This window comes from Alistipes sp. D31t1_170403_E11 (assembly GCF_015553985.1).
Taxonomy (GTDB): Bacteria; Bacteroidota; Bacteroidia; order Bacteroidales; family Rikenellaceae; genus Alistipes; species Alistipes montrealensis.
On the sequence record NZ_JADNHQ010000004.1, the window covers coordinates 65265 to 81830 of the forward strand.

Sequence of the window (16566 nt, forward strand, 5' to 3'; positions counted from 1 at the left end):
GCGCGAAATAGAGGATAATTGCGACCTTTCGGAACAAACTTCTCTTATTATGATTACTTCCGTAAAGGTAAAATTCCGCGCATCGCGCGTATCCGGCAAGGCCGGAACCATCTGTTATCAGTTAACCCATCTTCGCCGGACCTGTTTTATTAAAACTGACATCCGGCTGCTGCCCGGCGAGTGGGACGCTTCGGCGCAGCGAACCGTTCCGTCCGCGTCGGGGCAACTTCCGGTTTGCCAGTGCCGGATAGACGGCGATGTGGGCTTGATGCACCGGATCATTCGCGACCTGATTCGCGAGGGGCGTCCGTATACGGTGGACGATGTTGCCAATCGCTTCCGTATATTGTCGCAGGGCGTTGGCATTTTGTCGTTTATGCATGAGCAGATTGCGCAGTTGACAGCCGACGGCCGGCTGGGTACGGCGCGTAACTATTCGCGGACGCTCAACAGTTTTTCGGGCTTTCTCGGGGGTGCGAATCTTCCTTTCTCGGCATTTACCGAACGGCTGGTCGAAGAGTACAATGCCTATCTGCTGCGTCGCGGAGTTGTCCGCAATACCGTGTCGTTCTACATGCGCATCCTGCGCTCGGTTTACAACAAGGCGGTCCGGAAGCACCTCGCCGAGCCGGCGACGCCTTTCGGCGGCGTTTATACGGGGGTGGACCGTACGCGCAAACGGGCCATCGACGAACGGCTCATCGCCCGTCTGAGGAATCTCGACCTGCAGGCCGAGGCCCCGTTGTCGCTGGCCCGCGACCTGTTTATCTTCAGCTATTGTACGCGCGGCATGGCCTTCGTAGACATGGCTTATCTCCGCAAACGGGATGTGAAGGACGGGGCGATCCACTACGTGCGCCGCAAAACAGGCCAGCGGATGGCTGTTCACCTGGAGGCGTGTATGCGCGAAATCATCAGCCGTTATGAACCGCGTACACGCGATACGCCCTATCTTTTTCCGGTGCTGACCGCAGTGGAACCGGCCAGGGCTTATAAGCAATATCAGGTTGCCCTGAACTATTACAACCGCCTGCTGAAAAAACTAGCTTCGATGCTGGGGCTGGATTCCGGCCTGTCGTCCTATACCTCGCGGCACAGTTGGGCGACGGCAGCCCGCAATCATAACGTTCCCTTGCCGGTCATCAGCGCAGGAATGGGGCATACATCCGAGCGCACGACCCAGATTTATCTGTCGGCGCTGGAAACATCGGTAATAGATTGTGCAAATCGGAAAATCCTGGCCTCGTTGAACCGGAGTGTTTCTTTGTAAGAGATCATATTAGTGCTAACATTTTGATATTATGATTATTATATTGACTGTTCCTGTTCTTTCATCAAACATTTTTATGATATTGCTTTTTCAAATGGCTGGTGACGTTTTTTAAGAATACTACAAAAAGGGTATTTTATTTTCCATCCGGGTTGTAATAATAAATTGCAAATAGTGTAAATACCTTATTTATAGGTGTTTTTTACGATGGGAGGGGATTTTTCGGAACGAGAAATAAACTGAAATATTTGTTTATTCAACCAATTTTCCATACTTTTGTGTAGTAAGATATGGTCTCTTACAAAGAAATCATACTTTGAGAATAGCGGAATGTTCTTGTGGATCGGATCTAATTGATTGAAAGCCTTTGTTTTATAAGGTTTTCAATGTCCCCAAGGTGTGTCGTGTTGCGAAAAAATCACCCTTTAGCTTTAAAAAATATGACCCGTCAGGAGACCGACGCCGCGTGGTATGTTCTGCGAGTGACCTATCAACGCGAACTGCCTACGAAGGAGTATCTTGACAATTTGAATATTGAGAATTTCGTGCCGTTTCGAATGGTCCGCCGCCGTCATTCCAACGGGCGGTTTTACAGGGCCCGGGAAGCGGCCGTACATAACTATATTTTTGTTCATTCGACCAAACGGGTCATCGATGATTTGAAAAAGTTCCGGCTTCCCATTTTGCGTTACGTGATGTTTCCCGATAATGGCGAAACCCGGATCATGACGGTTCCCGAAGATCAGATGCAGCACTTTATTGCGGTTGCAGGTTCGCTCGACGAGCAGGTTCTCTACCTTTCTCCTTTGGATGTCGACTTGTCGAAGGGTGACCGCGTCCGGATTACGGGCGGAGTGTTTGAAGGGGTCGAAGGGGTGTTCATGCGGGTGAAAAATGCCCGGGAAAAGCGTGTCGTCGTGAAAATCGACGGGGTGGTGGCGGTGGCCACAGCATCCGTGCCGTACATGCTGATTGAAAAGATATGACACCTGATCAACTGAAAGAATTGTTTCCCCGATTGCGGGACGAATCGTTTGCTGATGCATCGAACGGACAGTTGCTATCATGGGCGAGAATTTACATTTCGCTTTACAATCTGGTGGCATTCAACTCTCTGAATGCGGTGTACGGAGATCGTAAAATCTACCGACGGAAGATTGACACGTTGTTCCGGATGTTGCAAAACCGTTGTGGCAGCGAACACGATGCCGTGCTGCGTGCCCGTATGATACAGGCGATGTTCTCTCTTGTCTGCGGGATCGTTGATCCCGTCGATTTCAAAAAGAAAGCCGCTTACTGTACGGCTGCCGACGCACTTGTCCGGGATCATTTGCAAACCGGCAGCAGAAACCTGTTGGAAGAGACTGTTGTTTGCCAATGCATAACCGACCTGCTCTATCCGGGGCCGGATTCCGGCGATGAATATTTCCAGTATCATCAAGCTTGTATCGCAGCATGGGTGGGATCGATGGCTTCCGACGGCAGTTGGCAGGACGTGCCTGTGGACATCGCCTTGGAACGTATCGGAGCCATGAACCGGAATTCGTATATGTTTTTGGTCAAATCCTGCGACCGGCAAATCCGGCAGGCCTTCGAGTACTATCGGAAATTGTTCCCGATTCCGTCAGATCCAGGAAATTTCGATGCGAACAGCCTGCCTGTCTTAGGCAGATTGTACGATGTAGCCATGCAGGGCAATGCCTACCCGATCGACCGGGATCTGACGCTGCGAATCGTACTGTTTATGCAGGAATACGGAGCGTTGTTGCCGTGCTGTGCCGACACCTGGTATTTCTGTACTTCGTATACTGTCAAGGCTGCTTGCCAACAAATCACCGATCTACTTCAGTCCGAGATTATGCAGCATATTGCTTGATCGGCTCCTGAAGAATTGAATCCTTGTGAAATAGAATAACAAAGAAAGGTTTGTCGGTAACGGCAGACCGGTTCTTTTCCGTGCCATTTGTTGATAGGACCTCCACTCTTTAACAACAAATACACTACATGCTTATGTCTCTTCTTTACGCTGTTTTCATTCCTTTCTGCATTTCTTTGTTTTTGGTAGGTTGGATTCACCCTCGTTTGGTGAAGATCGCTCTGCTGAAAAATATCGTCGACAATCCGGATGCGCGTAAGTTGCAGCGCACCCCTGTGCCTGTATTGGGCGGTGTTGCCGTCTTTTTCGGTATCGTGATCGGTATCGCCAGTATGAGTGCTCTGGTGAATTGCTCCGGACTGCTGATCGTGATCATGTCCATGATGGCGATGCTCTATACCGGTACGATGGACGATATTCTGAATCTGAGTCCGGCGTTACGTTTCTTGATCGAAATCATCGTCGTCGTGCTGCTGATTTTCGTGGGTGACTACTGCATCAATGATTTCCACGGACTGTGGGGCGTAGGTGAGATTTCCTGCTGGTTGGCGGTTCCTCTGACAATTTTTGCCTCGGTGGGCATTATCAATGCGATTAACCTGATGGATGGTGTTAACGGGCTGTCATCGGGTTTTTGCATTATGGCCAGTATCATGTTCGGTACTTTGTTCTACTTGTCGGGGTGTATAACGATGACGATTCTGGCCGCGGTCTCGGTCGGAGCCTTAATCCCGTTCTTTTTCCACAATGTTTTCGGAAAAACCTCGAAAATGTTCATCGGTGATGGCGGTACGCTGGTGATGGGTACTATTATGTCTATTTTCGTAATCGAGGTGTTGCGCGGTGACTCTCCGTGTGTGGCGTATGTAAATCCCAATGTAGGGTTGGTTCCTTTTACGCTGGCGGTATTAGGCATTCCGGTTTTTGACACGCTGCGTGTCATGTCTACACGCATCCTGAAGGGCGTCTCTCCGTTCAATCCCGATAAAACGCATCTGCATCATATGTTTATCGAACTGGGGGCTTCGCATGTTGCTACGACACTGGCTATTTTGTCTCTCGATATGTTGGTTGTGCTCTGTTGGTGGCTGTTGGAAACACAGGGAGCATCGATCGCTGTCCAGTTGTATGTAGTCGTCGGGATGAGTCTGCTTGCGACTTTCGGCCTGTATCATTTCATGCTGTGGCATATTCGTCATGATACGAAGTTTCTGCGCTTGATTCGCCGGTTGGGATATAGAACGCATGTAAGCCGCACCGGAATTTTCTTCTGGTTGCAGAAAGTAGTGGATAAAATATAAAATAAATGCAAACAAAGGTATTAGTAACGGGCGGTGCCGGATTTATCGGCTCCAACCTGTGCGAAGCATTGCTGCAAAGGGGTGACCAGGTGGTTTGCCTGGACAATTTCGCCACAGGGCACATGGAAAATCTCATTCCGCTGATCGAAAACTACCCCGACCGTTTCAAATTGATCGTTGGGGATATCCGTAATATCGAAGATTGCCGCCAAGCAGTCGACGGAGTGGATTATGTGCTTCATGAAGCGGCTCTGGGTTCGGTCCCCCGGTCAATCAAAGATCCTGCAACAACCAACGATGTCAATATCGGCGGCTTTTTGAATATGATTATTGCGGCGCGTGATGCGAAAGTCAAACGTTTTATTTTTGCCGCCTCTTCCTCGACATACGGAGATTCGCAAAGTCTACCCAAAGTGGAGGAAGTGATCGGGAAACCGCTTTCGCCCTATGCTATAACGAAATATGTGGACGAACTTTATGCTGACGTATTCGCCCGCACATATGAAGGCTTTGAATATATCGGACTTCGTTATTTTAATGTCTTTGGTCGCCGTCAGGACCCCAACGGCGCTTACGCAGCCGTCATTCCGCTGTTCGTGAAGAAATTCATGAACCATGAAGCGCCCAACATCAATGGTGACGGGGAATATTCCCGGGATTTCACTTATGTGGATAATGTGATTCAGATGAATATCCGGGCCATGGAGGCCACAAATCCCGAAGCTGTAAATCAGATTTATAATACGGCATTCGGAGAACGCACAACGTTGAATCAGTTGGTCGGCTATCTGAAAGAGTTTCTTGCGGAATATGATCCCGCGATCGGAAAGATTGAGCCTATGCATGGTCCGAATCGTACCGGAGATATTCCGCATTCACTGGCGTCTATCGATAAAGCCCGAAGTCTGCTGGGATATGATCCGCAGTTCTCGATGCGTGAGGGGCTTAAAGAAGCGGTAAAATGGTATCGCGAAAACCTGGTAAATTAAAAATCCGACATAAAATAATGAAAGATGTAAAGATTTGCGTAATCGGTCTGGGTTACGTAGGCTTGCCGTTAGCACGACTTTTTTCCACGAAGTATAAAACCGTAGGTTTCGATATGAGCCAAAAACGTGTCGAAGCGCTGATGGCTGGTCATGACGCAACGCTGGAGGTTTCGGACGAACTGTTGCAATCGGCGATTAGAAATGGATTTATCTGTACCTCGAATATTGAAGATATCCGCGATTGCAATTTTTATGTGGTTGCGGTTCCCACGCCTGTCGACGGGAATAACAATCCGGACCTGACGCCCCTTTATGGAGCGAGCACAACGGTTGGAAAGGTTATTTCAAAAGGGGATATTGTCGTTTATGAGTCGACCGTTTATCCGGGTGTTACTGAAGACGAATGTATTCCGGTTGTAGAAAAAGTTTCAGGCTTGAAGTTCAACAAAGATTTCTTTGCCGGCTACTCTCCTGAACGTATCAACCCTGGAGATAAAGAACATACAGTTGAGAAAATCAAGAAGGTAACATCGGGTTCTACTCCCGAGATCGGCCGATTCGTAAATGAGGTTTATGCCTCGGTGATTACGGCCGGAACGCACCTGGCTCCGACAATCAAGGTTGCAGAGGCGGCGAAAGTGATTGAAAATTCACAGCGCGATATCAATATCGCTTTCGTGAACGAGTTGTCGAAGATATTCACCCGTATGGGTATCGACACGCAGGATGTACTGGAGGCGGCCTCGACGAAATGGAATTTCCTGCCTTTCAAGCCGGGACTGGTAGGCGGCCACTGTATTGGCGTAGATCCTTATTATCTGGCCCAGTGTGCACAACGCTACGGCTATAATCCGGAGATCATTTTGGCCGGACGTCGCATGAACGATGGAATGGGGGAGTATATAGCCCAACAGGTGATTAGACTGATGATCAAGAAGGGTATTCAGATTTTGGGTTCGGAAATTTTGATTTTAGGATTTACATTTAAAGAAAATTGCCCGGATGTAAGAAACACGAAGGTAATCGACATCTACAAAGCGCTCAAGGAATACAACGTAAACATTACGGTCTACGACCCGTGGGCGGATCCGCGGATCGTGAAGAAAGAATACGGGATAGAGTTGACCAACGAACTGCCGGAGGATAAAAAATTCGACACGACAATCGTCGCTGTCGCACATTCGAAGTTCTTCGATTTGGATATTCCGGATTTGCTGAAAAACAGACACATAATCTATGATGTAAAAGCTTTCTACAACAGAAATATTATTGATAGTAGATTATAAAACTGTATATTAGTTATTCTTGAATTAGTTTTAAGCGGGGTCTTTTGTTTGAATTTAATCATCATATTTTTGATGCAATTTTTATTGTCACCGATTCTTGCAATCATCCATCGGATATTTAAACAAGGGGATGCTCGATCTGTTAAAGCTCGTCGAGACTCTCTCAAAATGTTGAGAAATAAGGGCGTGAGCGTCATTTTGAGTTTTTGCTTCCTTCCGTTGTTTTTATCTTGTTTCGAGCGGGTCGAATACGGAATATGGGTCACGATTCTCTCTCTGATTAATTGGGTAGGCTTTTTTGATATCGGATTGGGACAAGGGTTAAGAAACAAGTTGGCAGAATCAATGGCCATGAAGAATTATCGACTGGCCAAAGAGTATGTCAGTACTACATATGTAGTAGTATCTTTAATCTTTTTGTCCATTATATGTTTATTTCTCATTCTATATCCGTTTCTTGATTGGTATAAGATTGTAAATGCACCGAACTATCTCAGTCAGGAAATTAATGTTGTAATTCTAATCGTATTCGTCGCTACGATATTCACGTTTATTTTGCGCTTGTTGGTATTTGTTCTGTACGGGTTACAACAACCGAATGTCGTGTCGAATATTGGACTGGTGACTCAAATTGTAACATTAGGAAGTGTCTTTATCGCGATCAAATGGTTTCAGATATCTTCTTTGGTCGTGTTTTCTTTGATCATGACGTTGATTCCGATCGTTATTTATATGATCTATACGGCATATCTTTATATCGTTCGATATCCGTTTCTGATGCCTAAGTTGAACTATGTGCGGAAAAAGCATATGCATGCGTTGGTCGGAATCGGGCTTTTTTTCTTTCTTATACAGTTAGCCAATATCATACTGACTCAAAGTAACAATCTCATAATATCGAAAGTTTTAGGGCCTGAATATGTTGGCGAATTTCATGTTGCTTTTCAGTATCTATCTGTGTTGACTATGTTTTTTTATATTGTTACAACGCCCTATTGGTCGGCCGTAACGGATGCCTACACACAAAAAAATTACGATTGGATACGAAAGTCGGTAAAAGATTTAAAGATTGTATTCAGGGTTGTATTGGTCGTTGCTGTTATTATGAATTTATTAAGCCAGTTCGTGTTTCGAATATGGATTGGCGATAAAATTCATATTCGGAATATTACTGTTATTCTTATGTCGCTTTATGTATTGTTGCAAGCTTATGGCAATATCTATATAAGTATTATTAACGGTATGAGCAAAATTCGTTTCCAGTTTTGCGTGGTATTGTTCTCTTCCATTCTGTATTTGCCGTTAGCCTTGTTTTTGACTCATAAATATGAATTGATAGGATTGTTGATCGCTATGATCATCATTGCTTTAGGTACAAATCTTTGGGCTCCGATTCAATATCGGATGTTAATAAAGGGAAAGGCGTTTGGAATATTCGACAGGTAATCACATCAATTGTTCCTATTACCATATAACTGTATATGTATATTAGACTTTTATGAAAAGCAATTATATAGAAACGATTGTATTGTTATTGTTGATTCTTTTCATCTCAGCAGCTTCAGCCCTCTGTTATAATATTTTTTTTACAATAGGGGTGTTATCGTTGTTCTCTTATATCGCCTTTTTCAAACGGAAAATAAAAGACAATGGAATAATTATAGGTGTTATTTGTTTTTTTCTTATTGTTGATTTAATTCATTCTCTTTATGCTGGAGAGTCGTTCCGAATCACCCGAATTTTTCCCTATCTGTATCCGATTATCCTCAGTTATTTATGTCTGAAGATATGCGGGCGGGATACATTCTTTAAATTGGAACGGATCATTTATTTCTTGACCGTTTTATCATTGGGACTGTTCGTATTACAGTTGTTGTTGCCTGCTTTATTTGAGCGAATGGCTGGTATTTTCAGCTCTTTTTTGGCAGAACCGTATTTGAAAAGAGATCCGACTGCTTGGTATGCCTTCATTTATCGGTATATTCCGCCCGATCGTTTTGTTACTCTAATACGTAACTCGGGATATATGTGGGAACCGGGAGCTTTTGCATGGATATCGTTGACTATGTTATTCTTTCGTTGGATGACATCGGGAATACGTCTGAAAGATAAACATGTCCTTGTATATTTATTGGCGATCGTTTCTACATTCTCTACGGCCGGTTATTTGGCGCTGCTTGGAGTCGGTATTATATATATCTTGCATTTGAAATCTTTGACTTGTAAATACATATTGCTGTCGATTTTTCTGATTGGACTTCCTGCTTTTTTTAGTCTGGATTTCATCGGAGAAAAAATCGATTCATACCTCGTGGATACCGATGAGGGTATGTATGGGTATCATGAAGAGACCGATGTGGTGGAATATAATCGATACATGTACTTTCTATATGTTTTAGCGGAAATCGGGAAGTATCCGTTAGGTTATGGTACTCATGCCATAACAGATCCGACAGGTCTTCCGCTGATCGCACCGAATGGTTTGGCGAATATTCTGTATCATTGGGGCGTGATCGGACTTTGTTTCTTCTTGTATGCGCTCAATCGCTTTTATCGAAATTTGAATAGCAATAACAAATGGTTCGATGGAATAATAGCGACTGTTGCGACCTGCATATTGCTGTTTTCCAATCCGGCTCATGCTAACCCATTAGTGTTCCTGCTGGTTTTGTATCCGTTCATGTTTAAAAACAAGACCTATGCGAATAGCGGTTCTTTGTAAATATCCTTTCCCGGAGGGACTGGCTGCGACGACTCGAATACGGGCTTATCTGAAAGGGCTTGCTGCGGCCGGTGTTGAGACGGATGTCTTCGTATATAATCCGACTACGGCATACAATGCCGATCCGAAATACCCCGATTACGGATCGACGGAAGAGGGAATTAGATACCATTATCCGAACGGACGAAAATTCAGCAGGAACAAAATTGTTCGAGTCCTGGGAGTTCGCTTTTATAACCCAATAAAGGCCTGCTATTCGATATATAAGGAGTCGAAAAGATCGAAAATCGATTTTCTGTTTATAGCGAACGATGAGTTATGGCTATTATATCTGGCAATTCCGTTTTGTCGATGGGCCCGTATCGCCCCGGTCTTTATTACCGACGAATATCCGGAACCTATTCGTATATACTTGAAAGATCGGATTCCTGTATGGAAAAAATGGGCGTATGATTTTATTCTGTCATTTGTGAAGGGAGCCATTTTCATGACGGAAAATCTGGAACGGTATTTCAATCCAAAAGGAAAAATCCGTTCTCATATAATGCCGACGATTACGGATACGTCCCGATTTATGAATTGCCGAAAACTGTCTGTCGAGCGAAAATACTTGTGTTACATGGGGAACATGGAATTGGCGAAAGACAATGTCGATAATATCATCGAGGCCTTTGCCCGAATATGCGATCGTTATCCGGACGTTGATTTACATTTGTACGGGAGCCCTGATACTGCCGATCAGACAAAACTTGAAGCGGTTATTGTGCGACATAAACTCTCAGGACGAGTTTTTTTGAAAGGCCGTGTCAATTGTTCGGAGGTTCCTCATATTCTCTATAGTGCTCACGTGCTGGTTTCGTCTCAGCCAGACACTAAACGGGCGGAGGGTGGTTTTCCGACAAAACTGGGTGAATATCTGGCTGTTGGAAAACCGGTCCTTTTGACGGATGTCGGCGAAATATCCCGGTATGTGCAGGATGGAGTTCATCTATACATCGTTCCCGCCGAAGATCCGGAAGCCTATGCTGTTGCATTGTGTCGGATATTAGACGATTATATTTCTGCGCAGGTTGTAGGAAAGACGGGCCGAGCGTATATATACGCGACGTTCGACTATCGTATCATTAGCAAAAATTTGTTGAATTTTCTAAAAGAGCTTCAACGTGAGAACTAAACGAATCGTCGTATTAGCCGGTTATCCTTTTCCGATTGGAATGGCTGCTACGACTCGCATCATTGCATACGCCTCTGGATTGCAGGCTCATGGGGTTAGTGTCGAAGTGGTGAATTTCAGCCATGTTGCGCCGGATGCCGAAGTTTATCCGGATTCCGGAACAGTGGATGGAGTCCGTTACACGTATGCTTATCATCGAATCGGGAGTAAAAATAAGTTCAAACGAAGAGTTTGTGACAACATAATCTCCGTGTATCGGTCAATTCGGCTGATTGCAAAAATGAACCGGGAGCAACCGGTCGATTATGTTTTCCTGAGTTTCGATTCTGTTCTTAATATAATGGAATTTGTCGTTCCTCTGTATTTGATGCGATTGCGTCTCGTATTTATCGGGGATGAGTATCCGATTCCGATTCGAGAACAATTGAAAGAATCGATCCCTCGGTGGAAATATCAGTTTTATCGTTTCATGTCCCGATTTTTAACAGCTCGAGTGTTGATGACGGAGAATTTGAAAAAATATTATGACGAAATCTATCCGTTGCCTACTTATTTACTATCCAATATTGTAAACGAACAGCGCTTTCCAGAGAACTCAGCCAAGAGAAAATCGTCGAGTTATCTCTGTTATATGGGGAATTTGGAACTGGCTAAAGACAACGTCGATAATATAATTCGGGCATTCGCATTGGTACAAGGGCGATTTCCGGATTTAGTTCTCCGAATATATGGTTTGCGAACTCCTAAAAACAAATCACTTACAGGTTTAGTCGAAGAATTGGATCTTCAGGATCGTGTCGAATTCATGGGGCGAATTTCCAGTGACGAAGTGCCCGCAATATTGCAGTCGGCAACTTTGTTAGTATCTTCTCAACCCTTGACGAAGCGAGCACAAGGAGGTTTCCCAACAAAATTAGGAGAGTATTTATTGTCCGGTACCCCGGCGCTTTTCGTCGATGTGGGTGAAATTTCCCAGTATGTTCGCCATGGGAAAGAGATTTGGTTGGCACAACCATGCGACCCAATCGATTTTGCTGAAAAAATGGCATACATTCTTGAGCATTATCCGGAGGCCGAAACAGTCGCTCGAAATGGCCGAGAATTCGTTTTGGCCCATTTTACAGCAGACAAGGCGACAGCAGGACTTGTTAGTTTTTTTGAATCATTTGAAACATAAATAAATTAATTAATCGAGCATGAGTATTTTTCAAGACAAAGTCCTGTTGATTACAGGTGGTACGGGGAGTTTCGGGAACGCCGTTCTTCGGAGGTTTTTGGACTCCGATATCAAGGAGATCCGGATTTTCAGCCGAGATGAGAAGAAGCAGGACGACATGCGTCATTCTCTTCAGAATCCGAAAGTGAAGTTTTACATCGGTAATGTCCGCGATAAATCGTCGGTGGATATTGCGATGCGTGGCGTAGACTATGTTTTTGCCGCTGCGGCATTGAAACAGGTTCCGTCGTGCGAGTTCTTCCCGATGGAAGCAACGCGCACGAATGTAATCGGTACGGGCAACGTTTTGGAATCAGCGATCGAACACGGGGTCAAGAACGTTGTAGTTCTTTCGACCGACAAAGCGGCTTATCCGATCAATGCTATGGGTATCTCGAAGGCCCTGATGGAAAAGGTCGCCATCGCCAAAGGGCGCGAGCTGGGCGAAGGGGCCCCGACAACGATTTGCTGCACGCGCTATGGGAACGTGATGGCAAGCCGCGGTTCGGTCATTCCGTTGTGGGTGGAACAAATGATGGAGGGTAAACCGATCACGATCACGGATCCTGCGATGACGCGTTTCATGATGACGCTGGACGACGCCGTTGATCTGGTAATCTACGCTTTCCAGCACGGGCACAACGGGGATCTTTTCGTCCAGAAAGCCCCTGCCGCCACGCTCGAAACTTTGGCTAAGGCCTTGAAAGAGACCTATGCGAAGGTGGACCCGAAATACGGGGAAACGGAAGTCAAGGTCATCGGCACGCGGCACGGTGAGAAGCTCTACGAGACGCTCGTCACGCGGGAGGAGATGTCCAAGGCGATCGACATGGGCGACTACTACCGCATTCCGTGCGACACACGTGACCTGAATTACGACAAGTTCTTTACGGAAGGCAGCGAGGATGTCTCGAAGATCGAGGATTACCATTCGCACAATACGCGGCGGCTGGATGTCGAGGGCATGAAGGAGCAGTTGCTGCGGCTTCGTTTCGTTCGCGAGGACCTGGGGTTGATCGCCCGCGCCAAACCGCGGGATATCCGCTCGGAATAGCCCCCCCCCTTCTGGGAATCCAAGCCTTGCGTCCGGGCGTAAAACGGATTGCAATCCTTACACCTCATTTTTTGCGGCTCCTCTTTCTGACGACAGCCGCCCCATACAACGATGAACATATTGGTTACGGGAGCCTCGGGCTTCGTAGGAAAGAACCTTCTTTCCCAACTGCGTAATATCCGTGACGGCAAGGCCAAGAACTATGCCGTCGGCGAAGACATTACACTTTATGAATACGATCTGGAGAGTACGCCGGAAGAACTCGATGCGTACTGCCGGGACGCAGACTTCGTCTTCAATCTCGCGGGCGTAAACCGTCCGCAGGACCCTGCGGAGTTTATGAAAGGTAACTTCGGCTTTGCTTCGACGCTGCTCAATACATTGAAAAAACATGGCAATACGTGCCCTGTGATGATCTCGTCGTCGATCCAGGCCGCACAGGACAACCCCTACGGGGAGTCGAAGCGCGCCGGTGAGCAACTGCTGTTCGACTATGCGAAGGAGACCGGAGCGAAAGTGCTGGTCTATCGTTTTCCGAACCTCTTCGGCAAGTGGTGCCGGCCGAACTACAACTCGGTCGTAGCGACGTTCTGCCACAACATCGCCAACGACCTGCCGATTACGGTGAACGATGCGTCGGTGGAGCTGCACCTGGTCTATATCGACGACGTGGTGGATGAACTGATCGGAGCACTTACGGGCGACGAACATCGGGAGGGTAATTTCTGTTACGTTCCCACATCGCACCGGATTACGCTGGGCGGCATCGTCGATCTGCTGCATTCATTCCGGCGAATGTCCGAAACGCTGGAGGTTCCCGACACGACCGGGGACGGCTTTGCGAAGAAACTCTACGCGACGTACCTGTCCTACCTCCCTGCGGACCGGTTCGCCTATGACCTGAAGATGAATACCGATCCGCGTGGGAGCTTCACGGAAATCCTCCGCACGGCCGACCGGGGACAGTTTTCGGTGAATGTTTCCAAACCGGGCATCACCAAGGGCCAGCACTGGCATCACACGAAAAACGAGAAGTTCGTGGTGGTGCATGGCCACGGACTGATCCAACTTCGGAAAGTGGGCACGGATGAAAACGGGCAACTGTATCCCGTTGTCAACTACGAGGTAAGCGGTGAAAAGATACAGGTCGTGGAGATGATTCCGGGTTATACGCACAATATCGTCAACCTCTCCCAGACGGAGGACCTGGTGACTTTTATCTGGTGTAACGAGTGCTTCGATCCGAAGAAGCCCGACACCTATTTCGAACCCGTGGAATAATAAGGAGTATATGATTTTCACATCCATAGAATTCGCAATCTTTTGTCCAATAATATTTTTGTTTTATTGGCTTGTATTTAATCGATTCAGTATCAAAATATCGAATATATTTCTCATTGTAGCAGGTTATGTATTTTATGGATGGTGGAATTGGCGTATATGTTTTCTCCTGTTCGGAGTAACCGTTGTCACATGGTTATGCGGATATGGCATGGATTATTGCAGAAGAACTAAACCGCAATGTGAAGAAGACTCCCAATGTAAGAATCCTGTATTCGGACTTAATTTACTCGCTATTCTATTTTGTATAGGGATACTCGGAGTTTTCAAATATTACGATTTTTTTACAAGTTCATTCGCCGCTTTATTTACTCTATTCGGACAAAATATTGCAGTAACAAGACTCGGATTGATCCTGCCTGTCGGCATCAGTTTTTACATATTCCAGTCATTAACATACACTATTGATATATACAAGCGCAAACTCGAACCGACAGATGACATAATAGCCTATTTTGCTTTTATGAGTTTCTTTCCGCAGTTGCTATCTGGACCTATCGGTCGGGCATCCCGACTCATTCCTCAATTTGAAACCAGGAGAAAATTTAATTACGATTATGTCGTCGGAGGGTTTCGATTGATTCTGTGGGGGTTATTTATGAAAGTATGCGTTGCAGACCGTCTGGCCATATATGTAGATACCATATATGGAAATCTGGCTATGCATAACGGAACTTCGGTGGCGCTAGCCGCAATTTTCTATTCTATCCTGATATATTGTGATTTTGCCGGATATTCTTATATGGCAATCGGGTGTGGCCGATTATTCGGTATAGGTTTGGATGAAAACTTTCATCGACCTTATTTTGCTGGTTCAGTGGGTGATTTTTGGCGCCGTTGGCACATCTCATTATCCACTTGGTTCAGGGACTACGTTTACATTCCGCTCGGCGGCAATCGCGTGAGCCGGTTGCGAAACTATTTTAATTTGTTTGTAACATTCCTTATCAGCGGATTATGGCATGGAGCCGCTTGGACATTTGTTTTTTGGGGCGGGCTGCATGGCATTTATCAAATATCGGATAAAATACGCAAAATATTTTTGCCGTCATTGGGTATTAATCAATATTTGAAACAGATATTCAGTATTCTGATAACTTTTGTTTTAGTTACTGTTGCCTGGGTCTTCTTTAGACTTCCCGATATTGATTTGGCATTTCATGCTATTGGAAAAATCGTTGCCGAAGTCGGGATGCCGTTTATCGACAAAGCCACATTAGGATTCGGTCTTCTGTCTCTGATGGGACTCGTCGTCGTTGAAATTATATCCGAATATGGATTATTCCAGCGAGCCGGTTTTGGTGTTTTCGGGGGGGGGGGGGTACAAACGTCTTATTATTAATTATATAGGCCCTATTGTGTTAATTCTGTGGATTGTGGCTGCAGGGGTATTTGACGGAGGACAATTCATTTATTTCCAGTTTTAGTTATGGATAAGGATTTTACTCGATTTGTCTTATATATTTTAGTATTGATTCTATCGCTTTTTGTTTGCGATAGAATCGTGGGTAAAGTTGAGGATATCCTTTACTCAAAAAGAAATACCAAACTTACATATGCTGCATATTCTTCCAGACAGGACGATATTGTTATTCTGGGGTCTTCCCGGGCCAGTCATCACTATATTCCAGCTATAATCAGTGATACGACAAATCTGAGTTGCGTCAACCTCGGAGTTGACGGACAAAATATATATTACCATTTTGCTCTATTAAACTTGCTTTTGGAACATAGAAAACCAAAAATGGTTATCTATGAACTCTTTGATATCGACTTTTTGCATACGACTGATAAATATTCCGTAGGGCAATTGGATCAGTTAGCCCCGATGTTTGGAGTTAATCCTAAGGTAGACAGTCTTATTGGGTTGAAAGGCCGAAAGTACATGGCTGCTATCAGGCTGTTCGACTCATACCGGTATAATTCCAAACTTTTTAGTGTTATTATAGATTCCCGTCACATAGATGACAGGAGCGGTTATATTCCAATATATGGAGAATGGACAGGGGAAAAAGAGAGTAAAGTGAATGGCACGAACAAACTTGATCCCGGGAAGTTAAGATGTCTCTATGATATGATTGATATGTGCAAAGCTCATGATATTAAGATTATTATTGTCGTTTCACCTCAGTATCTGGCTCCCTATGCAGATAGACAGGAATATCTGGAAGTTGGACGCATGTGTGCTGACCGTGGGGCTTGTTTCCTCTATTACCAGAAATTACTACAAAATGCCTCAATGTTTAAAGATATTGCGCATATGAATGACAAAGGCGCACGATGGTATTCTTCAATAATTGCGCAAGAAATCAAGCAATATATGAACGAATGAAAAAC

14 protein-coding genes are annotated in these 16566 nt (G+C 45.4%); all 14 read left to right on the forward strand.

Features of this window, described 5'->3' with window-relative positions; translation table 11 throughout:
• The first annotated feature begins 49 nt into the window (after window positions 1-49).
• The 14 genes from I2E69_RS09565 to I2E69_RS09630 all read left to right on the forward strand — a co-directional run bounded on the left by I2E69_RS09565 (window position 50) and on the right by I2E69_RS09630 (window position 16561).
• Window positions 50-1270: a site-specific integrase gene (locus I2E69_RS09565; RefSeq protein ID WP_195460998.1), complete on the forward strand. Its 1221-nt coding sequence runs from the start codon at window positions 50-52 to the stop codon at window positions 1268-1270.
• A 440-nt stretch (window positions 1271-1710) separates the two neighbouring features.
• Entirely contained in the window at window positions 1711-2256 is a 546-nt protein-coding gene (locus I2E69_RS09570) for a UpxY family transcription antiterminator (RefSeq protein ID WP_195460999.1), read from the forward strand.
• Complete coding sequence (locus I2E69_RS09575) at window positions 2253-3146, forward strand: hypothetical protein (protein ID WP_195461000.1); 894 nt, start codon at window positions 2253-2255, stop codon at window positions 3144-3146. Before I2E69_RS09570 ends, I2E69_RS09575 begins: the two co-directional genes overlap by 4 nt.
• Window positions 3147-3274: 128 nt before the next feature.
• Window positions 3275-4447: a glycosyltransferase family 4 protein gene (locus I2E69_RS09580; RefSeq protein ID WP_195461001.1), complete on the forward strand. Its 1173-nt coding sequence runs from the start codon at window positions 3275-3277 to the stop codon at window positions 4445-4447.
• Between the two features lie 5 nt (window positions 4448-4452).
• Complete coding sequence (locus I2E69_RS09585; protein WP_195461002.1) at window positions 4453-5436, forward strand: SDR family oxidoreductase; 984 nt, start codon at window positions 4453-4455, stop codon at window positions 5434-5436.
• Window positions 5437-5453: 17 nt separating this feature from the next.
• Entirely contained in the window at window positions 5454-6722 is a 1269-nt protein-coding gene (locus I2E69_RS09590) for a nucleotide sugar dehydrogenase (RefSeq protein WP_195461003.1), read from the forward strand.
• 72 nt (window positions 6723-6794) lie between these two features.
• A complete protein-coding gene (locus I2E69_RS09595) occupies window positions 6795-8168 on the forward strand; it encodes a lipopolysaccharide biosynthesis protein (RefSeq protein WP_229095470.1) in 1374 nt (457 codons plus the stop codon).
• A gap of 52 nt (window positions 8169-8220) precedes the next feature.
• Entirely contained in the window at window positions 8221-9444 is a 1224-nt protein-coding gene (locus tag I2E69_RS09600) for a hypothetical protein (RefSeq protein WP_195461005.1), read from the forward strand.
• Window positions 9422-10618 carry a glycosyltransferase gene (locus I2E69_RS09605; protein WP_195461006.1) on the forward strand — a complete coding sequence of 399 codons (1197 nt, stop codon included), beginning with the start codon at window positions 9422-9424 and terminating at the stop codon, window positions 10616-10618. Before I2E69_RS09600 ends, I2E69_RS09605 begins: the two co-directional genes overlap by 23 nt.
• Window positions 10608-11795 carry a glycosyltransferase family 4 protein gene (locus tag I2E69_RS15400; RefSeq protein WP_195461007.1) on the forward strand — a complete coding sequence of 396 codons (1188 nt, stop codon included), beginning with the start codon at window positions 10608-10610 and terminating at the stop codon, window positions 11793-11795. Before I2E69_RS09605 ends, I2E69_RS15400 begins: the two co-directional genes overlap by 11 nt.
• 19 nt (window positions 11796-11814) lie before the next feature.
• Window positions 11815-12888, forward strand: a complete 1074-nt coding sequence (locus I2E69_RS09615) for a polysaccharide biosynthesis protein (protein WP_195461008.1) — start codon at window positions 11815-11817, stop codon at window positions 12886-12888.
• Window positions 12889-12999: 111 nt separating this feature from the next.
• Complete coding sequence (locus I2E69_RS09620) at window positions 13000-14169, forward strand: capsular polysaccharide biosynthesis protein CapF (RefSeq protein ID WP_195461009.1); 1170 nt, start codon at window positions 13000-13002, stop codon at window positions 14167-14169.
• A 211-nt stretch (window positions 14170-14380) separates the two neighbouring features.
• Window positions 14381-15571: an MBOAT family O-acyltransferase gene (locus tag I2E69_RS09625; protein WP_195461010.1), complete on the forward strand. Its 1191-nt coding sequence runs from the start codon at window positions 14381-14383 to the stop codon at window positions 15569-15571.
• An 87-nt stretch (window positions 15572-15658) separates the two neighbouring features.
• Entirely contained in the window at window positions 15659-16561 is a 903-nt protein-coding gene (locus I2E69_RS09630) for a hypothetical protein (protein ID WP_195461011.1), read from the forward strand.
• The last annotated feature ends 5 nt before the right edge of the window (window positions 16562-16566 follow it).